We start from the raw sequence: 22,306 nt of genomic DNA, 5'->3' as shown, positions 1-22,306 counted from the left end.
CATGGGATGTCTTCGAGCTTGCCGCTCCCGCGTGATGCCGGATGGCCTGCACAAGTACGCGTTCAGCGCAATCGCGCGGCTGGCACATGTTGGGTCAGCAGCCGATGATGGCGCCCGCCTGTCCGGTTCATCGCTCCGACATCTCGCAACGCGTACAGGGGAAGCAGGGGCTGGCTCGAAGGAGCAGACATGGCGCTCTATTATTTTCATTTTTCGGACGGCGTCACGATGAGCCGCGACGACTGCGGCGTGGAATGCGCGAGTGCCGAGGAAGCATATTTGCAAGCGTTCAGCACCGTGCAGGAAATGTGGTCGGAACTGCTTACGCAGCGCAAAAATCCGTCCGACTGCGGCTTTGAAATTACCGACGACGCGGGTCGCCTGTTGTTTCAGCTGCCCTTTTCCGAAGCCATTGAATCCTGTCGCGGCGCGGCGGGCTGACCGGTCGATTCAGGCCGCAAGGCGCTCGCGAAGCCATGCGCGGGCACAGAGTAACAGGGTATGCGGGCGAGCTTCGCCTCGCTGCGCTGCGCGCGATGGCGAAGCGTATCGCGGCGACGTCGATGGCCACGGCGCCTGCGCCTTTCATCTTCGATGATCGCTGCGCTACGGCCATCCCCCAAATTGGACAGACCTGATTGGCCGGATCGGACTCCTTGGGCACGGCTCGCAACAAGAACGCGCCCGGCGTTCCTGGCCGAGTGCCGCTGGGCGCGAGCTTGTCGAAACGGCGCGCGAGTGAAAGCTGCGACACAAGGCTGGGCCAGGATGCCAAACCGACCCCGCCGTGGGCAGGTTATTTTCGCACCACCAACGGATCTGCGTCTATCGGCAGCCCCGCCCTGCCCACACGCGCCGGAATTTCGAAGGCGGTTACGGCTGACGAGCTTCCGGTGAGAGACGCTGATCGGGATCGAGCTTCCACAAATTGGTCGCCACTTTCGTCATTCTCGCGATCAAGCGCTCGCCTTCCCAAAGTTCGGCGCGCACTCCGTCCGCTTCGCGCTGCGCGACTTGCAGTGCGAAATCCGGGCATGCCGCCGTAAAGGCGACCCGGCGAGGTTCGCCTCCGTCATCATCGAGAACAAGTTGGTACGTCGGCATAGCGCCTCCCTTTTATAGCGACCTCCTTTTGCCGCCAGACATCGACTTCGCGCGGCACGGCTCTGGAAGGGCGCAGTCGCACCGCTCTGGGAGGTCGCGACTCCCGATCAGCCTAGCGAGGTTCGAACCGGTCGCACCAACATAGGTTATACAGTGTCCGGCGCAGCAGCGATGCTCCGGGCGGGCATCGGGACAGCCGCGTCGTCTGAGCTCAGCGAGGACCACATGGTTGGCGCTGAAAAACGCCGAAGCTGCGCGGCGTTGCTCCGGAAGAATTGCTATCATGGATCAAGTTTTGCTGCCCGAAGCCGCGCGCCGCGAGGAGCGGCGGAACTTCACCGTCCCGCTCACGTTGCCGGGGCAGTGTGAAGGCCTGACGGGAGACGATCGATGACGAAAAAATTCTGGATGCTCGGCACCGCTTTGCTGGCGCTCGCCGGATGCAGCGAGACTGCCGAGGAGAGCGCGCCGCCGACCAATAGTCCGACAGCAGCGGCCCCGGCCTCGGTGGGGACGCCTGGGACGCCTGGGGTGCCGATGGCAGCGCCCGCGACGGCGGCCCAAAGCGCGGCCTATGTGGCCAAAGCCGGTGCGGGCGATCTGTGGGAAATCGAGTCTTCAAAAGCGCTGCTGGCAAAATCGGACAATTCCGAAGTCAGGAAGTTTGCGCAAATGATGATCGATCAGCATGGCCAGTCGACCGCCAAGATCAAGGCAGCGGCGGCNNAGCCGCCGCAAAAGTCGATGTCGCCGCGCCGCAGCTCGATCCGGCGCAGCAGACAATGCTCGAAGAAATCAAGCAGGCCGATGCGGGCGCTATCGACGCTATTTACCTGCGGCATCAGCGCACCGCCCATGATGCGGCGCTCGCGCTCCACCGCGCCTATAGCGAACACGGCGATGCCGAGAGCCTCAAGACCGCGGCACGCGAAATCGTCACCGTCGTCGAAATGCACCGATCCCACCTCGACAAGCTGGGAAGCCAAGCCTAATTTCTGGCAATGTCGAACCCGGCGGGTCTTGTAGGCCCGTCGGCAGTGCCAGATCGGCGAAGCCGATCCTTCACTCGGGAGAACCCCTCCCGGTCCAAGCAGCAGCGGCGCGGCCTTCATCGGCAAACGCTACCTGACGCTCCAACAAAGAACGTCTTCAAGATTGGCTCCGCTTTGCGAAAACAAGGGATGTCAGATCGGTGCTCCGACGACCAGGTGCTCCGGCTCGCGCCCGTCATGGCGCTCCTGCACAAATTGAAGGGACTGGGTTCGCAAGGTTGATCTAGTTTATCGCGCGAGCGGGCAAATCACGTATCGTCGGTGGCGAAGTGCCCGTCGGGCGCGAGTCTCGGGAGAATTCTTATGTTCAAAGTCAGTGAACAGAGTGTTTGGTCCTGCGCGGCGGAAGCGAGGCGTCAATGGGGCGCACGCGCCGAAACGCTCGTAGCGCAGCAAAAATCATGGTCGGAAGAGCGCGGCGCCGAACAGGAGACCCTGTTCTGGAGCGCCGTGGTCGAGCGCCTGCCGCGGTTGATCGTCTCGACACCGAACGAGCGCTGACGATCGGGCACGCAGGCGCCGCTGATCCTGCACGCCCCGGAAGCTCAATCAGCCGCCGCTGCAAAAGCGACCATCAGGTCGATCAGGCGCGCGCGTGCCGTCTCGCCTGATTGTCCACAACCGGCTACCGCATCGAGCTCGGCGCGAACAAATTCGGCCGGCCCGCAATAGGCCAGGGTCCAGGGTCCAAACCGGCGGCCCCGGGCGGGCGATTCAAGCAAAATTCGCAGATTTGCGTGACGCGCATCGACCTGTAGCTTGGCCAGTAACCGCTGGACTGCGGCCGCCGGGCCTTCAAGAAATTGCACGAAATTGTCTTCGGTGAACATCAGGGCGCCGGTGATCTGCGCTGCTGCATTGTTCCGCCGCGAAGTTTCGACAAGGGTCTGCAACTGGTCCAGCGCAGACGGTCGATCCAGCCGACTGTCGCTCATATAGAGAATATGGATCAGATCGGGTTCCGGCTCGGTCACAGCGCTGGAACGATTTCGGTGCGCAGTTGGTTTCATTCGCACTGGAGGTAGCGCGTGTCGAACAGGGCGTCCCTGCAACGGCTCTGGAGTTCGCTTCAAGCCAATCAGCATCTGTCGCAAGCAGATCGGCAAGTGTTGCTGAGCCTACCGTTCACGTGTCGCACGCTCGCGGCAGGCGATGCCATCGGACGCGCAAGCGATCGCAGCCGGTTTTGCGCCATTCTTGTCTCGGGATTCGCCTATTGCAGCAAAATTCTTTCTGATGGAGCGCGGCAGATCGTTTCGGTTCATGTTCCGGGCGACTTTTTCGGCCTGAACAACCTGTTCCAGCCGCACAACGGCCAAGAAACACGGATGTTGACCCCCGGCGAGGTTGCCGGCATCGCCGCGCATGCGCTCGAGACCGCAATCCGAGCAAACCCTAATCTCCAAGGCGCGCTGTGGCGACAAACGGCAGTCGAAGCGGCGATGTTCAGCGAATGGTTGACCAACATCGGTCGCCGTGACGCACAAGGACGCATCGCGCATCTGCTGTGCGAGTTCGCGGTGCGACTGCGCGCTGCGCAAGCCCCGGAAAGCACGCGATTCGAGCTGCCGATGACACAGGCGCAGCTCGCCGACACAGCCGGGCTGACGGCGGTTCACGTCAACAGGGTCTTGCAGTCTTTGCGACAAGCCGGCCTCGTGGCGCTGGACAAGCGCAAGATTACGATCAACGATTGGGAGGGCCTGGCGTCGATGGCCGATTTCGATCCGGCATATCTCCAAAGCGAAAGAGCGACCTAGCCGTCTCGGCTCAGTCGGCTGATCGAAGGCCGCAGGCGGCCCCCTGCGCCGGGTACCCGATCCATCCCGGCGGTGCGCGCGTCGATCAGTGCCCCCTCACCGGTTCGGATCCCACGCGTGCCGGCGCCGCGCCACCTCTCGATACTTCCCGTGTCCGTCCGGCCGCCAATGGCTGTGAGACGCCTGTCAGGCACGTGAGGCTCGCCCCAAAGGAGGCCCATGTTCGCTACAAGCTCAGGTTCGGGCCATCCGCAGCATTGCGGAAAATTCGCCACAGCTCCTGCGCCGCGACGGTCGTCAATACCGTTGGGGCGATTGCTGGCTTGAGCATCAGAATTGCGGCAGCGATTGCGCGGCCGCCCCCCAGGATTTCAGATCGGCATGTCCGGCACGGTCGATCAGCTCGGCAGCGTCCTTGATCGACCATGCCCCCGCACCCTCGACATCGGCAAGCGCGTCCCAGCCGATCGGTACCGCTACCGGCGCGCCTTCGCGGGCGCGCGCCGAATAGGGCAGGATCGCGGTGCTGCCGCGCTGATTGCGCAGCCAGTCGATGAATATCTTGCCCTTGCGCTTCGCCTTGCTCATCGTCGCGATAAAACGATCGGGTTCTGCCATGCTCAGTGCTTCGGCAAAACGCTTGGAAAAATCCTTGTGCGCCTCCCAGCTGTGCGCCGGTTCAAGGGGCACAACGACATGGACGCCCTTGCCGCCCGACAACATCGCGAAACTCACCAGCCCCAGGTCGGCCAGATGACGGCGAATATCGAGCGCGGCTTTTTTGACGTCAGCAAAATCCAGCCCCTCATCGGGGTCGAGATCAAAGACCATGCGGTCGGGTTTCTCCAGCGCATCGACATGGCTGCCCCAACCGTGGAATTCGATCGTGCCCATCTGGACGCAGGCGAGCAATCCGTCGGCGTCTTCGACGTAGAGATAATCCTCGTGGCCGCCGTCCTTCTCGCGGATCGGCACCTGATGGACATGATCTCCGAACGAGCCTGAGTCATGCTTCTGGAAAAAGCATTTCTTGCCCCTTCCCTGCGGACAGCGCACGAGGCTGATCGGGCGGCGCGCAGCGTGCGCCAGCATGATCGGCGCAATCGCAGCATAATAATCGGCAAGATCGCCCTTTGTCGCTTTGGCTTCGGGAAAGATGACGCGGTCGCGGTTCGTGATCTCGACATCGCTTGTCGGCCGGGGGGCAGCTTGCTGGGTTTCCGGGGTCACGTCTTTGGCCTCCTTGTCGCTGCGCAGCCCGAGGAAGCTCGCATGGCGAACCGATCCGCTCGCAGTAAACTCAGCGAACGCGATTTCGGCGACGAGTTCGGGCTTGAGCCAATGCGCCTTGCGCGCGGTGGCGGCTTCAACCTCGAGCGGTGCGCTCTTGCGCGCGAGCCGGGCAAATTTCCCGGCAAGGTCGGCCATGGTGTCGGCGTCGAAACCCGTGCCGACATTGCCCTTATAGACAAGTTTGCCGTCTTCGTGCTGCGCCAGCAGCAGCGAAGCGAACGGCCGTGCCCTCGTGGTCGAGGGATTCCAGCCGACGAGAACAAATTCCTGCCGCCGGGTGCATTTGACCTTCACCCAGTTTTTCGAGCGGCGTCCGGCATAGGCAGCCTCGGCGCGTTTCGAGATAATGCCTTCCTGCCCCGCCTGGCACATCGCATCATAAAGCTTCTCGCCCGCGCCGATGATATGGTCGGCGACCGCAATCGGCGGGGACGCGTGGCGCAAGAGGGCATCCAGGCGTTCCTTGCGCGCGAGATTGCCGAGTTTGACAAGGGATTGGCCATCCAGTTCGAGCAGGTCGAAGGCGAAGAAATGTAGTGCCGTCCCCTCGTCCTGCGCGCCATGGCCGCGTTTGAGCACGGCTTGTAGCGACGAAAAGTCGGGATTTCCGTCCTTGCCATAGGCTATGATCTCGCCGTCGATCAGGCACGCCGACAGCTCGAGCGCGGCGATATGGCGGACGAGCGGCGCGAACTTGTCGCTCCAGTCGAGACCGCTGCGCGTATAGACCCGCACCTCGCTGCCAGCGGCGGCAATTTCAGCGCGGTAGCCGTCATATTTGATCTCATGAATCCAGCCATTGCCGACGGGCACCGCATCGACGAGCGTTGCGAGCTGGAGGGGGCGGAACTTGGGAAGTTTGCCCTTGGCGGCGGGTTTCGCGATCTTTTTGTTGTGCGTTGCCGCCGCTGCCATCGTCTTGGCCAGCGCCGCGCCCTTCGTGCCCTTCAGCGACCGTTCGCCGCCGTCTTCGGCCGCAATCTCGGCCATCGTGCGGCCGGTCAAAATGCTGGTCAGTTCGCGCCCCACGAGATCGTCGGTGCCGCCGGAAAAGGCATCGTCGACCTTGCGCAGCAACCAGTTCTCGCGCTTTTCGCCGGGGCGCGGCTTCATGCGAACGAGCAGCCACTCGCCCTTCATCCGTGTTCCGTCGAGCGTGAAGTGCAGATGGCCGTCATCGAGATCCTTGGCGCTCTTTCCCGCGATCGGCGCCCAGGTGCCGCGATCCCACAGCATCACGGTGCCGCCGCCATATTCGCCCTTGGGAATGCCGCCCTCGAAATCGGCGTAACTCATCGGATGATCTTCGGTACGGACGGCAAGACGCTTGTCGGCGGGATCGGCGCTCGGGCCTTTCGTTACCGCCCAGCTTTTGAGCACGCCGTCGATTTCGAGCCTGAAATCGAAATGGAGCCGCGTCGCGTCATGTTTCTGCACAATGAAGCGGTTGCCCTTTTTCCCGTCGATCGTGCCCGCCGGCTCGCGGGTCAGGGCGAAGTCGCGTTTGGCGTTATATTGCGCGAGCGGATCGGGACGCTTCGCCATCTTAGGCCCGCTTGCGCGCATTGGCTGCGGTTGCCCGAGCCAGGTTCGCGGGATCAGCAGCCCTGCCGGGCAGTTGCAATGCACCAACGCTCGACGATTCACGCCTGCCCATCACATCCGTAGCGTTCGATGTGCGGCGAAAAGGACGGGCGTAGTCCGCTGCGCTTCGACGGCTTCGCTCATAAGCGCCAAGGCGGCAGCCACGGCATGATCGAGCACGACGCCGCGCCCGATGTCGCCAAAATGACATTCTTGCACAACGCGCCGACCGGCGCGCGCTGCACAGGCCAGGTACACCAGTCCCACTTCCTCGCCCGCCTGTTGCGGCCCGCAGAAGCCGGTGAGCGCGATGGAAAAATCGGCGTGACTTTGAGCAAGCGCGCCCGACGCCATGGCTTCGGCGACGTCGGGGTTGACGGCATCGCAGCGCCTGGCATCGGATCGGTCGACGCCGAGCAATTCGTATTTCGCTTCCATCGAATAGACGATAAAGCCCCGCTCGAGATGCGAACCGAGCGCGCTGTCCCGCGCCATCAATGCGGCCAGTTGTCCGCCGGTACAGCTCTCGGCCGTGGCCCAGCGCAGCCGGGTTCCCGCCAGGACATTTGCCAACCGAGCCGATAATCGTTCGATTTCCCGCTGCGCCGACATGGAGCTACATCGTTGTCGTCTGCGCGGGGGGGAGCCCGACAGTCTCGGCCTCCTTTTTCAGCTCTTCCTTGCGGGCCAGCATCTGCTCGCCAAGCGCCTCGAGATCGACGTCAGCCGCGCGCGCCTGCTGAAACATATTGCCCTGTTGCTTTTCTTCTTCCTGCACATGATGCTCGATTTCTTCCTTGAGCACCGAAAGCTTGGCATCGAAAAATTCGTCCTCAGGGCTCGACGCGGCAATCTCGTTGATAAGGATTTTTGCACCGTCATGCTCGACATAGGCTTCCTTCAACAGGTCGTCGTCGATCTTGCCTTCGAGGGCCGGATAAAAGATCTCTTCTTCGATCTGGGCGTGGATTTTGAGCTCCGTGCAGATCTCGCCAGCGAGATCGCCTTTGGTCTTGCTGTCACGCGCCTTTTCGAACGCGGCAAACAGCTTTTCAACCGTACGATGATCTGCGGTCAGAATATGCGTTGCATCGGTATCCGTCGGTTTCATTGCAGTCTCCCTCTGCCCTGCCCGCATGCCAGGAATAACGGAGATATTTGCCAAAAGTTGCGTACCGACCGACGGACGCTGGAAAGATTTCTCCCGGACAGATAGCCGATGCGCCGCACGATAAGACACGGCAGAAGTGACGGTGCGACGATCCGGCGAGGCGAGACGATGGAATAAGAGGACCATGGGGGGGGCCGCTTCCGTGATGGCGCATCGCGCCGTTCCTCACGGCCTTCCGCCATGGATGACGGGCCGAGCCTCTTAACGGCTTCCAGCCTTTATCCGAACCTCGCCAGCCATTGTACCGGCACGCGGTCAATCCATCGCGGCAAGCAGCGCGTCGATACGGGTGGTCGCAAATCCGATCGCACTGTCCGATATGCCGTAGGGAATGAAGAGACTGTCATCGACCCGCACTGCGCCGCAGGTGTAAACGACATTCGGCACATAGCCCTCGCGGTCGCTTTCGGCCGCCGACAGGATCGGACAAGAGGTGCGCGCGAGCACCCGTGAGGGATCGTCGCGATCGAGAAGCGCGGCACCCAGGCTGTATTTGCGCATCGCGCCAACGCCGTGGGTCAAAAGGATCCAGCCCGCATCGCATTCGATCGGACTGCCGCAATTGCCCATCTGGACGAACTCCCAGGGAAATTGCGGACGCATGAGCACGACCCCCTCGTCATCCCAGTGGCTCAATTCGTCCGACGCCAGGATCGTGATATTCTTGCCATCCTGCCGGGCGATCATGCGGAACCGGCCGTCGATGCAGCGCGGGAAAAGCGCCATCCCCTTGTGCCGCGCCGCATGTCCCGACAGCGGCTGGAGACAGAAGCTCCTGAAATCGTCGGTCCGCATCAGTTCCGACCGAATTTCGCGGCCCGAATAGGCGGTATAAGTGCCGATATATTCGCTCTTGCCATCGTCGTGAACAAATTGGACGAGCCGCAAGTCCTCGAGGCCATTGCGCTGCGCTTCGGTGATCGGAAACAAGACGCTGTTCGAAATCGCGCTATCGGCCTGGCGGTGAACGAACACCGGTGCATCCGGTTCGGTATTGTGCCGGTCGTCGGCGACTGCCGCCATCGCGGGACCGGACTGCGGCCAGAGCCGGAATTCGGAATCCGGACCGATAATGCCTTCGCGAAATGCCACCGACGATATGTGCCCCTCGCCGACCGCGCGCATCGACATGACAAAGCGAAGCTGGCCGTCCTCGACCCCGCTCTGATCGGGATGCGGCACAATGCTCGGGTTCATCAACGCGGCGGCAGCATAGCTATATTCGTGGCAGAAATAGGCGCCGATCAGGCGGCGTTTTATCGGCGAGACGGCAGCGTCATCGAGCTTCAGATCCTCGGCGATCTCACGGTAGCGCTCATCGAAAATCTGGCCGATCTGCCAATGCCGCTCCGAAAAATCCTTCCAGATCAAGCCAAGTTCGAGTTCGGCCTGATCCTCGTCCAGCGCAAGGACATCGGTCACCAGCTGCGCCGCCCGGGGCGGTTCGGAGACATTCGACTGCCATGCGAGATGAAACGGGCGAAGCACAACGCGGCCGGGATCAGCGGTCAGCTTTTCATCGAGGATATGCAGCGGCGACTGCTCGGGTCGGCAAATCAGCATGGACGATGGCGACCTTTCTCACGTCTCCCTTCGCCACGATAGGCGGCGCTCGGTGCGCGGGACAAGGACAAATCTAACGCCATACGCGTGATGGCGTTCCCTTCCGCACGACACGGTCCGCGGGACATGCGGCGAATGTCAGGGCGCGATCAGCGCCATCCCACTCCGGCGACGAGAAAGCGGGACCCTTCGTTTGCGGTGATCGCGGCGGCGCGAGCCCCCCAGAAACATTCACCGGCCTCGACGCCGATTCCGTCGATTTCGACGCTGCCCGCGATCGGCACGAGCAACAGCGGTCCTTCGACCGCCGCTATCGGGCGAAGGTCCTTTCCTTCGATATAGGCAACCGAGAAGCATGCCCCCGAAAGCAGCACGGCGCTTTGCCGAGCAACCGCTATTTGCATCGACAGCGGCATGGGAACAGCATGGGCTACCGCCGATCCATCGCCCAGGTGCAGTTCGCGGGGGCGGCCATAATCATAAAGCCGATAGGTGACGTCGCTTTTCTGCTGGATTTCGATCAGCGAAATTCCGCCGCCGATCGCATGCACCGTCCCGGGCGGTATGTGAAAGAACATGCCCGGGGTCACGGCATGCCATTCCATCAGATCCTCGATCGCGCCCGACAAGGCAGCGGCACGAAGTTCGGCGGCGCTGAGCGGACGGACCGTGCCGATCCCGAGGGTCGCACCAGGTTCGGCATCGAGAATGAACCAGCATTCTTCCTTGCCTGTCGCTTCGCCCCGCGCGCGCGCTTGAGCGTCGTCGGGGTGCACCTGGATCGAAAGGCGTTCGCTGGTGAAAAGATATTTGGCGAGCAGCGGGCAGTCGGCGGGCGGGTCGAACCAGATTTCGCCGATGCGCTTGTTCGACGCCGCTGCGAAAGGCGCCGGCAAACTGGCCACGCCCCACGGTTTCTCGACGGTGATTGTCGGTAGTTTCGCTGGTGTCACGCTGGATCCCATTGCTCGTTCAATCGCTGCTGCCCGAGCCGGGCTCGGCCTGTTTGCGGTGCATCGCGGCGGTCGCCGCTTCACTGAGCACGCCTGCGGCCAGTACCTGCGCCTTGTTCTTCAGCCCATGCACCACGGCATGTTCGCCGGCCTTCATCGCTTCCCAGCCGGTGACGGCGACGTCGGCGGGATCGTCTTTTTTGGCCTGTCCAACCTTGGTATCGAGCATGCCCGCGCGCGCGAAAAAATTGGTGTCGGTGGCGCCAGGCTTCAGGCAGGTTATCGTCACGCCCGTATCCTGAAGCTCGTTGCCGATCGCAGCGGCAAAACTGTCGATGAAAGCCTTGGTGCCGTTATAGACCGCCTGGAAGGAACCGGCGAGATGACCGGCGATCGAGCCGGTAATCAACACCCTGCCCTCGCCGCGCGCGACCATCTGTTTCAGCACCGGCTGCAGCAGCAACAAGGTGCCGGTAATATTGGTGTCGATCACGTGCCGCCATTGCTCGGCGTCCTGATCGAGGAAGCCACGCCCCAGACCATGACCGGCGTTAGCGACGAGGACATCGACGGCACGACCGGACGCGCAAGCGAGCAGTTTCTCGACCCCGGCCGCGGTCGCGAGGTCTGCGACGACACACTGAATCTCGATTCCTTCCGCACGCAGCCCTGCCGCTGCCTCGACACAAGGTTCGTCGGCGGCGAGGATGAGGTCATAACCGTCCGCGGCAGCGAGCGTCGAAATCTCGCGGCCGATGCCGCTCGAGGCACCGGTGATTATGGCAAGCTTACGCATCGACATGTTCGACCTCCCGGCGCGTCTGCACGGTTCCCTTGGCAAGCCCCGGCTTGAGAATGATCTTGGTGTAGTCGTTCTGCTCGCCGTGCCAGTGGCGGTACATGTCGGCGGCATCTTCGAGCGAGGCGTGGTGCGACACGAGCGAGGTCATGTCGAACTTGCCGTCCTGGATCATCGTCAGGAGCTGGCCGCTATATTTCTGGACCGGGGTCTGGCCGCTTTTGACCGTCAGCCCCTTTTCCATGAGTTGCCCCAGCGGGAATTTGTCGGCGAAGCCGCCATAGACGCCGGGAATCGAGATTCGTCCACCTTTGCGGCAGGCCAGGATCGCCTGGCGTAAGGCATGCGGGCGTTCGGTTACCGAGTAGAACTGCGCCTTGACCTGGTCGAGGACGTTGTCGGGCGTGAAGCCGTGGCTCTCCATGCCGACGCAGTCGATGCACGCGTCGGGTCCCAGCCCGCCGGTCATCTCGTCGAGCGCCTCGCGAACCTCCACCTGCGTATAATCGAGGATTTCGGCGCCCAGCTGCCGCGCGAGCGCCAGCCGCGCCGGGAAATGATCAATTGCGATCACCCGACCGGCTCCCAGCAGCAGCGCCGACTGGATCGTGAACAGACCGACCGGGCCGCAGCCCCAGATCGCAACCGTGTCACCGGGTTCGATGTCGGCATTGACCGCCGCGTGCCACCCGGTGGGCAGAATATCGGACAGAAACAGCACGTCGTCGTCGGGCAGATCGTCGGGGATGATCACCGGACCGACATCGGAATAGGGTATGCGGACATATTCGGCCTGCCCCCCGGCATAACCCCCGGTGAGATGGGCATAGCCAAAGGCGCCGCCCATCGCATGACCCATCAACAGTTCGGAGGCATCGCGCGTTTCGGAGGGATTGCTGTTATCGCAGGCGCTGTACTGCTGCTTCTCGCAGAAGAAGCATTGCCCGCAGCTGATCGTGAACGGAACCACGACGCGCTGGCCTTTTTTCAGGGTGGACCGGGCGCCGACGTCGATGACTTCGCCCATAAATTCATGACCGACGATGTCGCCTGCGCGCATGCCGGGAATATAGCCGTCGTAGAGATGAAGATCGGAGCCGCAGATTGCGGTCGAGGTAATGCGGAGGATCGCATCGCGCGGATTGACGATTTCGGGATCGGGAACCGTCTCGACGCTGATCTTGTGGCGCCCTTGCCAGGTGACTGCTCGCATGTTTCTGTCCTCAGATATGGGGTTCGACGGGGGATTCCGACGCGCGCGCCGACGGTGAGGCATTGCTGGTGACCTCGCCGGTTTCCATCAGCTGCTTGAACCGGTGCAGGTCGCGCCGGGCTTGCACCTCAGGCTCGCGCTGGAGCAGCTTTGCGCCGAGACGCCCGATCCTCCCGCCAGGGGGATCATAAGCGAGAATGAGTGTGACATATGTCCCACGGCCGGCGGGAGCATCGACAAACCGCACTTCGCCGCTGTTGGCGATTTCGCTTTCGGGCTCGCTCTGCCAGCTGATCGACCGGTCTTCGATGCTTTCGGTGATGCTGTTAACGAGGTGGACCTCGCGGCCCAGCGGCGCCTTGATGGTCCAGCGCGCAGTGCCGCCGCCCAGCGCTTCGACCGCCACGACATTTTCCATAAATTCGGGAAAGCGCTCGACCTGCCAGGCGGCAAAAAGCGCATCGCGCGGCTTGTTGATCAGCACCGACTTGCCGAACATCGCCCGCGCGGCCGGTTTGTCGAGCGTCCAGTGCGGCGCATCGGTGGCGATCTTGTCGTCCTGCTCCGTGCGCCGACGGCGCCGCCAGACCGCGAGGCCGAGCCCGGCGGCGGCAAGACCGGCACCCACGGCCGCCAAACTAAGGTGATCGGGGGCCGCGCGGCCCGTGAGGCGATCGGCAACGCGATCGGTAAAACCAGACATGTGCATCTCCCCGCTCCGGCATGCGCCGGGCGTTTGCAGTGAAAGCAGCCAGGGCAAGCCGGCGGCTTCAGACGGTGATCAGGGTTTCGATGCAGCTGCGCAGCTGATGGACAAGGGACGCATGCAGCATTCAAAAGTTCCAGCGCCGCCGCCCCGCTGGCAGGGCTTTCGACGTTTTGGCGACAATTCGGCTTCGTCAGGCAGCCGTCATCCCGCGGCGATCGCGGGATTTTCCGGGAACTGCAAAAATCGACTTAACCTGGATCAAATCGGGCGTTCATTTTGATGGTGCACTGCAACCCGGCGGACGCCGCGGCGTTGGGTCTCATATACGCAACGCGTCATCAACGCGCTTAAACAATCTGCTCGCAAGACCGACAATCTCGGCTCGACCCGCGTGTCCGCACGCGCGGTCAGGCGCGCGCCAGTGCAAGGTTCCAGGTGAAGAGGACGATATGAAACACGATAGCGAAAACCGCTTCTTCCGCGACATCTCCCCCGACGACATGTCGGTATCGCTTACATTGCCCGCGCAGGCCGACGAGGCGCAAGCCGACAAGCGCGGGCACCGCATTGCCCTCATTGGCTGCTTTCGTCCGCGGCAGTGCGGCATCGCGACCTTTACCGCCGACATCTATGACCATATGTGGGCCGAACGACCCGACCTTGCAATCGACGTCTATGCCATGCGCAGCCGCACCGACCCACCCCTCGACCCGGTGACGCTGTGCGCGATCGACGAGCAGGACGCTGCCAGCTATCTGGCCGCAGCGGAAGCAATCAACGCGAGCGACGTCAGCGCCGTCTGGCTCCAGCATGAGTTCGGCATCTTTGGCGGACCCGCGGGCGAAATGATCCTCGCGCTCATCGACCGCATCGCGGCGCCGCTCATCGTGACCCTCCACACCGTGCTGGCGGAGCCCAGCCCGGAGCAGCGCCGCGTGATGGACCGGCTCGTCGCGCGGGGCAGCAAGCTCGTGGTCATGAGCGAATTCGGCCGCGCGACCTTGCGCGACGTTTATGGGGCCGGCCCCGAGCAGATCGTGCATATCGAACATGGCACGCCCGATCGTCCCTTCATCGACATTGCCCCACTGCGCAAGACACTCGGCATCGCCGATCGACCCGTGCTGTCGACCTTCGGACTGATCGGACCGGGCAAGGGCCTGGAAGCCGCAATCCGCGCGCTACCGACCATTGCCGCGCAATATCCCGACATCCTGTATCGCATCGTCGGCGCGACGCATCCCACACTCATCGCGGCCGAAGGCGAGGCCTATCGGGAGGGACTGGAACAGCTGGCCGAGAGCCTCGGCGTGGCCAATAATATAGCCTGGGACAATCGCTTTCTGGATACCGAGGAGTTGCTCGACCAGATCGAACTCTGCGATATCTATCTCGCGCCCTATCCCAACCTGAATCAGATTACCTCGGGGACGCTCGCTTATGCGGTCGCGCTCGGCCGGGCAGTTGTCTCGACCCCCTTCGTGCATGCCCGCGAACTGCTTGCCGAGGATGTCGGCATCTTGCTGGCTGGCACCGACAGCGAAGCGATAGCCGAAGCGGTGCTGCTGCTGCTGGCTGTCCCCGACGAACGGCGCGCGCTGCAACGCCGTGCCTATCAACGCGGGCGCCGCACCGCATGGAATGTCATTGCGCGCGCCTGCGCCGCTCTGGTCGACGCTGTTGCGGTGGAGGGGAACCCGGTGCGGACACGCCGCGCGCCGTCGCTTTCCGGGGTGTGGTCGATTTGCGACGACGTCGGCATGCTGCAGCATTCGGTCCATCTCGTACCCGACCGCGCGCATGGCTATTGCATCGACGACAACGCCCGGGCGCTGATGCTGGTGCACAGTCTTCCTGCGCGCGCGCAGGAAGACGCCGCGCCTTACGCCCGTGCCTTTGCGAGTTTCCTCCAGCATGGCTGGAATGAAGAGCGCGGCGTGTTTCGCAATTTCATGAGCTACGATCGCCGCTGGCTGGAAGAGGCGGGGTCGGAAGACAGCAACGGCCGCACGCTCTGGGCTTTGGGTCATGCGGCTGCGCACGCGGTATCGCCTGCCATGCGCGACTGGGCCGTGGCCCTTTTCGATCGCTCGCTAAAGATGGCCGACCGGTTCAAGAGCCCGCGCGCGATCGCGTTCGCGTTGATGGGAGCCGACGCCCGGCTCGAATTTTCCGAAAATGCCGCGGCGCGCGCCTTCGTCGAGCGCGGCGGCGCCTTCCTCGGCGCGCTTTGGAAATCGGCGCGGCGTCCAGGATGGGACTGGTTCGAGGCCGGCGTCGCCTATGACAACGCCCGGCTCGCCGAGGCGCTGATCTGCGCGGGTCGCCGCCTGCCGTCGCTCCCCCTCGAAGCAGCCGGTCTCGCCGCGCTCGACTGGCTGGCGACATTCCAGACGGCCCCCGCCGGCCATTTCCGACCGGTCGGATCCGACAGTTTCGCTCGGTCCGGCGAGAGCCTGCCGTTCGACCAGCAACCGCTTGAGGCCTGGGCGACGATCGCAGCCTGCGGCACCGCATATAAGGTCACACGCAGCAGGATCTGGCGCGACCATGCCGAGACCGCTTATGCCTGGTTCCTCGGCGCGAACGACCGCGGAATTGCGCTGGGCGATCTGGCTTCCGGTCGCTGCCTCGACGGCTTGAACCCGCAGGGAGCCAACCGCAACAGCGGCGCGGAGTCGGTCCTCGCCTTTCATCTGGCGCACCACCGGATGGCCCAAATTTTCTGGGCTGAGCCGGCGGCGCACACCGCCGCCAAGCCCGTCTCGGCGCCCGTTCGCATCGCCGAACTCAGCGCCTAGGCCCAACCGATGCCCGACTTCATTCAGCCCGTCCTCCTGTGCGGCGGGGCGGGAACGCGCCTGTGGCCGGCGTCACGCGGCCTGCGCGCAAAACAGTTTCTGCCGCTGACCGGCACGCAAAGCCTGTTTGCGCAGACGGTCTCACGCGTTGTCGGCGCAGGCTATGCCGAACCGCTCATCATCTGCGGACCGGGCCATGTCGACATCGCGCGCGAGCAGGCTGGCGACCGAACCCTGCGCCTGCTCGTCGAACCGGAGCCGCGCAATACTGCGGCGGCCGTCGCGCTCGCCGTCGCGACTTGCGCCCCCGAGCAATTGCTCCTCGTCATGCCCAGCGATCATATCATTGCCGATATCGCCGCCTTTCATGACGCGATCGAACAAGGCTCCAGGTTAGCGCGCGACGCATGGCTAGTGACATTCGGGGTCACACCCGACCGACCCGACACCGGCTTTGGCTACATTGCGAGTGGCGTCGCCCTAGGTGACGCCGGGTACGCGGTTGCACGGTTCGTCGAAAAGCCGCCGCTTGCGGAAGCCGAAGCGATGCTCGCCGCAGGCGGGTTCAATTGGAACGCCGGAATTTTCCTATTCCGCGCCGACGCGATGCGCGCGGCGATGGCCAGGCACTGCCCCGCGATCCTTGCGGCTGCCGAACGGGGGGTAGCGAACGCGACGACCGACGGCGACGCGCAATTCGTCCACGCTCCTTCTTTCAAAACCGCGCCTTCCCTATCGATTGATTGCGCGGTGATGGAAAAGCATGATCGGGTCGCGGTGGTGCCTGTTTCGATCGGCTGGTCCGACCTCGGCACCTGGCACGCCGTGCACGCCGCCTCGAACCGCGACGACGCGGGGAACAGCGCGAGCGGCAGCAGCTTCCTTCACGATAGTCGCGGTTGCCTGGTGCGGGCCGACGACCGCCGCGTCTCGCTCATCGGCATGCAAGACGTCGCGGTGATAGTCGACGGCGACGACATTCTCGTCATGCCGCTGGCGCACGCACGCATTGCGGCGCAGGCTCACGAGTGACAGGCCACACCGGTCGCGGCGGCAACCCGGCGCGGCACGAGCAGATGGCCGGTCGGCGTTGAAGCCATAAGCCAATCAGCCTTGCGCCGATGCATGCGCGCGCGCTTCGCCACCCTTCGCGTTGTCGCCCTCCGGATCAGCAAGAGATTCGTCTCGTTGCGCGGTTGATGCGGCCGCCACGCTCGCGGGCCAGTCGCCCCGCGCCAGTGTCGGACGGCGTGCATAGACGGCCTTTGTCTCAAGGATCATCAAACCATCGGGGTGACATTGGATGTCGGCAATGGGAACCGAGCGCAGTTCCTCGTCGACGCCGGCAATGCCGCCGGTTGCGACGACAATATAGCTGAGCTGTCCCGACCGGCATTCGATCATCGCTTCGACCGACCGGCCAAGGCTCTCACCGCCGATGTCGCTGACGGCCATGCCCGACAACCCCGTCGCCGAGAACAGCGTCGGCGTTCCGGGGTGCCGGCTCGACCGAGAGGCGGCCTTGGCGCCATCCTCATAGCCGCGCTGCCGCCCGAGCCAGCGCCAGATTCCCACCAGATTGACGCAGGTCAGAAAGACATTGGTCGCGACGAGATTTGTCTGACCGGACTGCAGCCCGACCAGCGACCAACAGATCGAGCCCAGCGTGAAGACAATGAAACCCCAGCCGGTGACGCGCGCGCCGAGATTGGCAGCGGTCATCATGGCGGCCATCATTGTCGCAGCGGGAGCGACAAAGCCAATGATCGGGTCCAGTTCAAACACCTTTCGGTTTCATAGGAGGTAAGCCCGCGTTCGCTCCGGCGAGCGACTGCCGAACGGACTCCGGCGGCACTGCGACGCGCCGGCGGAGCCCAGCGTCACGCCAGCGAGGGGGCGCCGACGTAACGCTCATATTCTTCGGCATAGCGCCGGGTCAGCAGGACTTCGTCGGCAACCGACGCGCTGTCCTTGAGCTCGAGAAACCAGTCGCCTTCTTCCTGGTACATGTGATGCTTCACCGCACCCTCGATATGGTCGAGTTTCTCGATAAATTCCTGGCTCATGGGGTCGAGTTTTTCGAGCAATGCCATCTGGACTTTCACGAGCGCCTGCTCATCATAGCCCATGCCGGCGTGCCCCTTCGCAGCCACGTTTGCCATCGCGGGATAGATGACCGCCTCTTCGGCGATCGCATGGCCGGTCAAGACCAGTGCGAGCTGCTTCAACTGAGCGGTGCGGCTCGCGGCGTCGGACGCGGCCCTGACGTCGGCAAGAGCATCTTCGATGTCCATATGATGCTGCAGGATCTGGTCGAGCCAGTCGCCGGGCAGCGCAGCCCGGGTCGCCCTGGTGCGCGCTTCGAGCCGCGCTTCGTCGCTTTCGGGAGGGGTCACGGCGGCAATCATTCGGTCGATGATCGACATGGAAATATCTCCTGATCGTGGGTCTCCAGATGTCGGAGACTGCAAGAGAAAACCCGCCCTGCCCGCACCATGTTCCCGCTACGGCCCGCAAATCAACCTGGGTTAATGCGATTGTTACCGCGGGATCGAACAGCAGCCGGGCGCCAGGCGCCCAAGGGATCAATCATCGTTTGACCCGGGCTTTTGCGACCGGGCGATTGCTGCGGCGTCGATCAGGCTCTGACCCGTTCGCGCCGCGGCGTCGGCGGTCATCGTCGTGGCGAGGCCATCCTGACCATCGAGCACCACGACGCCTTGTTCGGCGGTGGCGATGCCGGGTTCGGTTTCGGGTTGGAGTTCGGCGGAGGGAGATTTCATGACTTAGGCCTTGTGAAGGAGGGCAGACGGTCGGCTGGATCATCAATATAGAGATAGGCGGGATTGAACTGGCCGCGGATGGTGAGTCGCTCAAGGTCGAGGATTTCGACGAGCGAGGAGCGAAAGGTGCAAAGACCCTCCTCGCGTAGCTGACGCACCACCCGGTTAACATGGACGGTGGTGAGCCCGCAGACTTCGGCCAGATCGGACTGGGTGAGACCGAGCGCGAAGCGGCGCCCTTCGCTCAGCCCGGCCGACATCAGCCGCGCGTTGGTCTCGCACAGGAAGTGCGCGACCCGTGCAATGGCGTCGAGCCGACCGAGGCGAAACAGCCAGGCACGATGGATGGCGGCGTCGAGCAGGGTCGAGAACCAGAGCTTGCGGGTGAGCTCGGGCATCGCGTCGGCGATGATATCGAGCTCGCTATGCGGGATGATCGCGGCTGTCGCCCCGGTGATCGTGGCGACATCATGGTCGAGCGTTTGCAGCGGATAGGCGTGCAGGTCGAGGAAATCGCCAGGGACGTGGATCGCAACCAGCTGGCGAAGGCCCGCCCGATCGTCGAGATAACGGCACATGAAGCCGTCGATCAGCAAGGTGCTTTCGGTCAGCCGCTCGCCCGCGCGAGCGACAAGGCGGCGCGCTTTATAGGTGCGCACTTCGCTGATGCCGGATTCGAGGCGCGCGCGTTCCGCCGTGCTCAGCGTGGCGCCGCGTTTGTGTCTCAAGAAGCGTTCGGTGAACATGGCTGACGATCCTCGCTTGGGGTTCGGACGCATCAGTAGCGACTCTGTGCGCTGATCCAACGAGCAGTGGCCTCCGCCGTTGCATCGCCGCGCCTCCCCATCGTGATGATGCAGGTTAATTTTGGCTCCGGCGCGGCAACCCGCATGGCCATTGACGGTTGAACCGGTGCGGCCTTTCCGCGGCGCGCGCTGATGGCGCGATCGCGGACCAGAGGCAAAATGTCCCATCTTCGAACGGCGAGAAGCATCATGGCCAAGAGCAACAAACCCTCCAAATCCCCGCCGCCCAAATCCCCGGCGGATATTGCCGGCGCCGATATCGGCGGCGAAAGTCCGTCCAAGGCACCGGCGATTCCGGGTGATGCGCCGATCAGCTTCAGTTTCGACGAACCATTGGGGAACGGGGGCGAGACCCATCAAATCGCCCAAGGCGACGTCGCGGTGCTGACGACCCAGCAGGGAGCGCCGGTTGCCGACGACCAGAATAGTCTGAAACAGGGGGCGCGCGGCCCGACGCTGATGGAAGATTTTCATTTTCGCGAAAAAATCTTCCATTTCGATCATGAACGCATTCCCGAGCGCGTCGTCCATGCCCGCGGCTATGGCGCGCACGGCTATTTCGAGCTCATCGACAGTCTCGCCGACGTCAGCCGCGCCGATATTTTCCAGCGCGTCGGCGAACGCACCCCCGCCTTTGTGCGCTTCTCGACGGTCGCGGGTTCGAAGGGCAGCTTTGATCTGGCGCGCGATGTCCGCGGTTTCGCAGTCAAGCTCTATACGCAAGAGGGCAATTGGGATCTGGTCGGCAATAATATTCCCGTCTTCTTCATCCAGGATGCGATCAAATTTCCCGACCTCGTCCATTCGGTAAAGCCCGAGCCCGATCGCGCCTTCCCGCAGGCGGCGTCGGCGCATGACAATTTCTGGGATTTCATCAGCCTGATGCCCGAAAGTTTCCACATGATCATGTGGACGATGTCCGACCGCGCAATTCCGCGCTCGTACCGCACGATGGAGGGGTTCGGGGTCCACACCTTCCGCCTCCTCGATGCGAAGGGCAAGTCAACCTTCGTCAAGTTCCACTGGAAGCCCAAGCAGGGGCTGCAATCGGTGGTCTGGAACGAGGCGGTCAAGATCAATGGCGCCGATCCCGACTTTCACCGCCGCGACCTGTGGGACGCGATCAACAGCGGCGACTTCCCCGAATGGGAGCTGGGCGTCCAGTTGTTCGACGATGATTTCGCCGACAGCTTCGATTTCGACGTGCTCGATGCGACGAAGCTGATCCCCGAGGAGCTGGTTCCGATCCGCGTCGTCGGGCGACTTGTCCTCGACCGCGTCGTCGACAATTTCTTCGCCGAAACCGAACAGGTCGCCTTCTGCACCCAGAATGTCCCGCCCGGCATCGATTTCTCGAACGATCCGCTGCTGCAAGGCCGCAATTTTTCCTATCTCGACACGCAGATCAAACGCCTCGGCGGGCCGAACTTCACCCACATCCCGATCAATGCACCCAAATGTCCGATGGCGCATTTCCAGCAGGACGGTCATATGGCGATGCGCAACCCGCAAGGCCGTGTGAACTACGAGCCCAACAGCTGGGGGCCGACGCAAGGCGGACCGCGCGAAGATCCGGTCCGCGGCTTCCAAAGCTTTGCCGAAGACGCCGACGGACCCAAGCAGCGCACGCGTTCGGAGAGTTTCGCCGATCATTACAGCCAGGCGCGGCAGTTTTTCGTCAGTCAGACGCCGATCGAGCAGAAGCATATCGGCGATGCGCTGGTGTTCGAATTGTCGAAGGTCGAACGCCCCGACATTCGCTCGCGCACCGTATCGCATCTGCGCAACATCGATGCGACGCTCGCGGCCACGGTCGCCGACGGCCTCGGCATGGATCTCCCCGATCCGGCGATCGCGGCGCGCAAGCCGCTCACCGACCTGCCGCCTTCCGACGCGCTCAGCATAATCAAAAATGGTCCCGACAATTTCCGGGGCCGCAAGCTTGGCATCTTGATGAGCGACGGCGCCAATCCGACGATCTTTACGGCGCTGGTCAAGGCGCTCGACGCCGAAGGCGCGGTCTATGAGGTCGTCGCGCCCAAGATCGGCGGGGTGACGCTCGCCGACGGCACCAAGGTGGCGGCCCGGCACAAGATCGACGGCGGCCCGTCGGTGCTCTTCGACGCGGTCGCGATGATCGTCTCGGAGGAAGGCGCCGCCGAACTTGCGGCCGACGCGGCTGCCAAGGATTTCGCCAGCGATGCCTTCGCACACTGCAAATTCATCGGCATGACGGCCGAGGCAGCGGCGATCTTCGCTGCCGCAGGCCTCGCCGATGATCTCGACGAGGCCTGCATTCCGCTTGCCAAGGCCGGCGATGCGGCGCCCTTTGTCGAGGCCTGCCGCGCGCTTCGCCACTGGCCGCGCGAGCTGAAGGTGGACCTCGACGCAAAACCGGCACCACCAGCGAATTAGCGGCGGCGCGGCGCCCGTCGGCAAGGTCGTTGCCGATCGGCGTCGCCATGGCCTTTCGCATGGCCGATGTGGTCAAGGTCGAGCACGACGTCCCCCGCCGCTTAGAGGCGGGGGACGATGGTGCGTTGATGCGCGCCAGTCAGCAAGCAGCCCTCGTCGGCCGTGTCCCAACCTTGACCGACAGTTTGGCGCGCATGTCGGACCCGAGCGCGCGGCACAGATTTTCGACGAGGAGCGCGCGACCCGCAATGGGTCAGGCGCGACGCCAAGCCAGACACGCCTTACCCAGCGGTTCTCCCA

The 22,306-nt window shown here is 63.3% G+C and carries 21 protein-coding genes and 1 pseudogene; 8 read left to right on the top strand and 14 right to left on the bottom strand.

What is annotated here, in order from left to right; translation table 11 throughout:
* Window positions 1–189 precede the first annotated feature (189 nt).
* Entirely contained in the window at window positions 190–441 is a 252-nt protein-coding gene (locus B4F07_RS03385; RefSeq protein WP_293699693.1) for a DUF6894 family protein, read from the top strand.
* 432 nt (window positions 442–873) lie between these two features.
* On the opposite strand, the gene B4F07_RS03380 is transcribed toward B4F07_RS03385, so the two are convergent.
* Complete coding sequence (locus B4F07_RS03380; protein ID WP_293699695.1) at window positions 874–1,104, bottom strand: hypothetical protein; 231 nt, start codon at window positions 1,102–1,104, stop codon at window positions 874–876.
* Between the two features lie 390 nt (window positions 1,105–1,494).
* Between B4F07_RS03380 and B4F07_RS17435 the strand changes: the two are divergent.
* The 3 genes and pseudogenes from B4F07_RS17435 to B4F07_RS03375 all read left to right on the top strand — a co-directional run.
* Window positions 1,495–1,782, top strand: a pseudogene (locus B4F07_RS17435) (hypothetical protein); the annotation flags it as partial.
* Between the two features lie 104 nt (window positions 1,783–1,886).
* Window positions 1,887–2,096 (top strand): DUF4142 domain-containing protein, encoded by a 210-nt coding sequence (locus B4F07_RS17430; RefSeq protein WP_414711749.1) that lies wholly within the window; start codon window positions 1,887–1,889, stop codon window positions 2,094–2,096.
* Window positions 2,097–2,459: 363 nt separating this feature from the next.
* Window positions 2,460–2,657 carry a hypothetical protein gene (locus B4F07_RS03375; protein ID WP_293699701.1) on the top strand — a complete coding sequence of 66 codons (198 nt, stop codon included), beginning with the start codon at window positions 2,460–2,462 and terminating at the stop codon, window positions 2,655–2,657.
* Window positions 2,658–2,701: 44 nt separating this feature from the next.
* On the opposite strand, the gene B4F07_RS03370 is transcribed toward B4F07_RS03375, so the two are convergent.
* Window positions 2,702–3,130, bottom strand: coding sequence for a BLUF domain-containing protein (locus tag B4F07_RS03370; protein WP_293699703.1), 429 nt, complete (start codon window positions 3,128–3,130; stop codon window positions 2,702–2,704).
* A gap of 54 nt (window positions 3,131–3,184) precedes the next feature.
* On the opposite strand from B4F07_RS03370, the gene B4F07_RS03365 reads away from it, so the two are divergent.
* The gene (locus B4F07_RS03365) at window positions 3,185–3,916 is read left to right on the top strand and encodes a Crp/Fnr family transcriptional regulator (RefSeq protein ID WP_293699706.1); all 732 of its coding nucleotides are present in this window, start codon (window positions 3,185–3,187) and stop codon (window positions 3,914–3,916) included.
* Window positions 3,917–4,246: 330 nt separating this feature from the next.
* Here the strand turns inward: B4F07_RS03365 and ligD are convergent, their stop codons facing one another.
* The 8 genes from ligD to B4F07_RS03325 all read right to left on the bottom strand — a co-directional run bounded on the left by ligD (window position 4,247) and on the right by B4F07_RS03325 (window position 13,195).
* Window positions 4,247–6,754, bottom strand: a complete 2,508-nt coding sequence (gene ligD / locus B4F07_RS03360) for a DNA ligase D (RefSeq protein ID WP_293699709.1) — start codon at window positions 6,752–6,754, stop codon at window positions 4,247–4,249.
* Between the two features lie 111 nt (window positions 6,755–6,865).
* Entirely contained in the window at window positions 6,866–7,405 is a 540-nt protein-coding gene (locus B4F07_RS03355; protein WP_293699712.1) for a CinA family protein, read from the bottom strand.
* A 4-nt stretch (window positions 7,406–7,409) separates the two neighbouring features.
* Window positions 7,410–7,904 (bottom strand): hemerythrin domain-containing protein, encoded by a 495-nt coding sequence (locus B4F07_RS03350; RefSeq protein ID WP_293699999.1) that lies wholly within the window; start codon window positions 7,902–7,904, stop codon window positions 7,410–7,412.
* A gap of 315 nt (window positions 7,905–8,219) precedes the next feature.
* The gene (locus B4F07_RS03345; RefSeq protein ID WP_293699716.1) at window positions 8,220–9,527 is read right to left on the bottom strand and encodes a glycoside hydrolase family 130 protein; all 1,308 of its coding nucleotides are present in this window, start codon (window positions 9,525–9,527) and stop codon (window positions 8,220–8,222) included.
* 149 nt (window positions 9,528–9,676) lie between these two features.
* Window positions 9,677–10,432 (bottom strand): class I mannose-6-phosphate isomerase, encoded by a 756-nt coding sequence (locus B4F07_RS03340; RefSeq protein ID WP_293704528.1) that lies wholly within the window; start codon window positions 10,430–10,432, stop codon window positions 9,677–9,679.
* Between the two features lie 67 nt (window positions 10,433–10,499).
* Window positions 10,500–11,282: an SDR family NAD(P)-dependent oxidoreductase gene (locus B4F07_RS03335; RefSeq protein ID WP_293699723.1), complete on the bottom strand. Its 783-nt coding sequence runs from the start codon at window positions 11,280–11,282 to the stop codon at window positions 10,500–10,502.
* Entirely contained in the window at window positions 11,269–12,492 is a 1,224-nt protein-coding gene (locus tag B4F07_RS03330) for a zinc-dependent alcohol dehydrogenase (protein WP_293699726.1), read from the bottom strand. The genes B4F07_RS03335 and B4F07_RS03330 overlap by 14 nt, the downstream gene beginning before the upstream one ends.
* 10 nt (window positions 12,493–12,502) lie before the next feature.
* Complete coding sequence (locus tag B4F07_RS03325) at window positions 12,503–13,195, bottom strand: SRPBCC family protein (protein WP_293699729.1); 693 nt, start codon at window positions 13,193–13,195, stop codon at window positions 12,503–12,505.
* Between the two features lie 455 nt (window positions 13,196–13,650).
* Between B4F07_RS03325 and B4F07_RS03320 the strand changes: the two genes are divergently transcribed.
* Together B4F07_RS03320 and B4F07_RS03315 are read left to right on the top strand one after the other, a co-directional pair.
* The gene (locus tag B4F07_RS03320) at window positions 13,651–16,002 is read left to right on the top strand and encodes a glycosyltransferase family 4 protein (RefSeq protein ID WP_293699732.1); all 2,352 of its coding nucleotides are present in this window, start codon (window positions 13,651–13,653) and stop codon (window positions 16,000–16,002) included.
* 9 nt (window positions 16,003–16,011) lie between these two features.
* Complete coding sequence (locus tag B4F07_RS03315; RefSeq protein ID WP_293699735.1) at window positions 16,012–17,034, top strand: mannose-1-phosphate guanylyltransferase; 1,023 nt, start codon at window positions 16,012–16,014, stop codon at window positions 17,032–17,034.
* 75 nt (window positions 17,035–17,109) lie between these two features.
* Here the strand turns inward: B4F07_RS03315 and B4F07_RS03310 are convergent, their stop codons facing one another.
* The 4 genes from B4F07_RS03310 to B4F07_RS03295 all read right to left on the bottom strand — a co-directional run bounded on the left by B4F07_RS03310 (window position 17,110) and on the right by B4F07_RS03295 (window position 19,531).
* Window positions 17,110–17,727, bottom strand: coding sequence for a PRC-barrel domain-containing protein (locus B4F07_RS03310; RefSeq protein WP_293704526.1), 618 nt, complete (start codon window positions 17,725–17,727; stop codon window positions 17,110–17,112).
* Between the two features lie 155 nt (window positions 17,728–17,882).
* A complete protein-coding gene (locus B4F07_RS03305) occupies window positions 17,883–18,428 on the bottom strand; it encodes a hemerythrin domain-containing protein (RefSeq protein WP_293699740.1) in 546 nt (181 codons plus the stop codon).
* Window positions 18,429–18,587: 159 nt separating this feature from the next.
* The gene (locus B4F07_RS03300) at window positions 18,588–18,785 is read right to left on the bottom strand and encodes a hypothetical protein (RefSeq protein WP_293699743.1); all 198 of its coding nucleotides are present in this window, start codon (window positions 18,783–18,785) and stop codon (window positions 18,588–18,590) included.
* Window positions 18,782–19,531, bottom strand: a complete 750-nt coding sequence (locus B4F07_RS03295; RefSeq protein ID WP_293699746.1) for a Crp/Fnr family transcriptional regulator — start codon at window positions 19,529–19,531, stop codon at window positions 18,782–18,784. Before B4F07_RS03295 ends, B4F07_RS03300 begins: the two co-directional genes overlap by 4 nt.
* 249 nt (window positions 19,532–19,780) lie before the next feature.
* Between B4F07_RS03295 and B4F07_RS03290 the strand changes: the two genes are divergently transcribed.
* Complete coding sequence (locus tag B4F07_RS03290) at window positions 19,781–22,006, top strand: catalase (RefSeq protein ID WP_293699748.1); 2,226 nt, start codon at window positions 19,781–19,783, stop codon at window positions 22,004–22,006.
* Window positions 22,007–22,306 lie beyond the last annotated feature (300 nt).

The organism is Sphingopyxis sp. UBA6723, assembly GCF_002454115.1.
Taxonomy (GTDB): domain Bacteria; phylum Pseudomonadota; class Alphaproteobacteria; order Sphingomonadales; family Sphingomonadaceae; genus Sphingopyxis.
Note: the sequence above shows the minus strand (reverse complement) of the source record. Positions and strands in the feature narration are given on the sequence as shown.

Bases quoted from the DNA above. Each gene is read 5' to 3' on its own strand.
- B4F07_RS03350 (WP_293699999.1), bottom strand. From the start codon at position 7,904: ATGAAACCGACGGATACCGATGCAACGCATATTCTGACCGCAGATCAT.
- B4F07_RS03320 (WP_293699732.1), top strand. From the start codon at position 13,651: ATGAAACACGATAGCGAAAACCGCTTCTTCCGCGACATCTCCCCCGAC.
- B4F07_RS03305 (WP_293699740.1), bottom strand. From the start codon at position 18,428: ATGTCGATCATCGACCGAATGATTGCCGCCGTGACCCCTCCCGAAAGC.
- B4F07_RS03380 (WP_293699695.1), bottom strand. From the start codon at position 1,104: ATGCCGACGTACCAACTTGTTCTCGATGATGACGGAGGCGAACCTCGC.
- B4F07_RS03315 (WP_293699735.1), top strand. From the start codon at position 16,012: ATGCCCGACTTCATTCAGCCCGTCCTCCTGTGCGGCGGGGCGGGAACG.
- B4F07_RS03345 (WP_293699716.1), bottom strand. From the start codon at position 9,527: ATGCTGATTTGCCGACCCGAGCAGTCGCCGCTGCATATCCTCGATGAA.
- B4F07_RS03335 (WP_293699723.1), bottom strand. From the start codon at position 11,282: ATGTCGATGCGTAAGCTTGCCATAATCACCGGTGCCTCGAGCGGCATC.
- B4F07_RS03375 (WP_293699701.1), top strand. From the start codon at position 2,460: ATGTTCAAAGTCAGTGAACAGAGTGTTTGGTCCTGCGCGGCGGAAGCG.
- B4F07_RS03325 (WP_293699729.1), bottom strand. From the start codon at position 13,195: ATGTCTGGTTTTACCGATCGCGTTGCCGATCGCCTCACGGGCCGCGCG.
- B4F07_RS17430 (WP_414711749.1), top strand. From the start codon at position 1,887: ATGCTCGAAGAAATCAAGCAGGCCGATGCGGGCGCTATCGACGCTATT.
- B4F07_RS03385 (WP_293699693.1), top strand. From the start codon at position 190: ATGGCGCTCTATTATTTTCATTTTTCGGACGGCGTCACGATGAGCCGC.
- B4F07_RS03290 (WP_293699748.1), top strand. From the start codon at position 19,781: ATGGCCAAGAGCAACAAACCCTCCAAATCCCCGCCGCCCAAATCCCCG.
- B4F07_RS03355 (WP_293699712.1), bottom strand. From the start codon at position 7,405: ATGTCGGCGCAGCGGGAAATCGAACGATTATCGGCTCGGTTGGCAAAT.
- B4F07_RS03310 (WP_293704526.1), bottom strand. From the start codon at position 17,727: ATGATGACCGCTGCCAATCTCGGCGCGCGCGTCACCGGCTGGGGTTTC.
- ligD (WP_293699709.1), bottom strand. From the start codon at position 6,754: ATGGCGAAGCGTCCCGATCCGCTCGCGCAATATAACGCCAAACGCGAC.
- B4F07_RS03295 (WP_293699746.1), bottom strand. From the start codon at position 19,531: ATGTTCACCGAACGCTTCTTGAGACACAAACGCGGCGCCACGCTGAGC.
- B4F07_RS03300 (WP_293699743.1), bottom strand. From the start codon at position 18,785: ATGAAATCTCCCTCCGCCGAACTCCAACCCGAAACCGAACCCGGCATC.
- B4F07_RS03330 (WP_293699726.1), bottom strand. From the start codon at position 12,492: ATGCGAGCAGTCACCTGGCAAGGGCGCCACAAGATCAGCGTCGAGACG.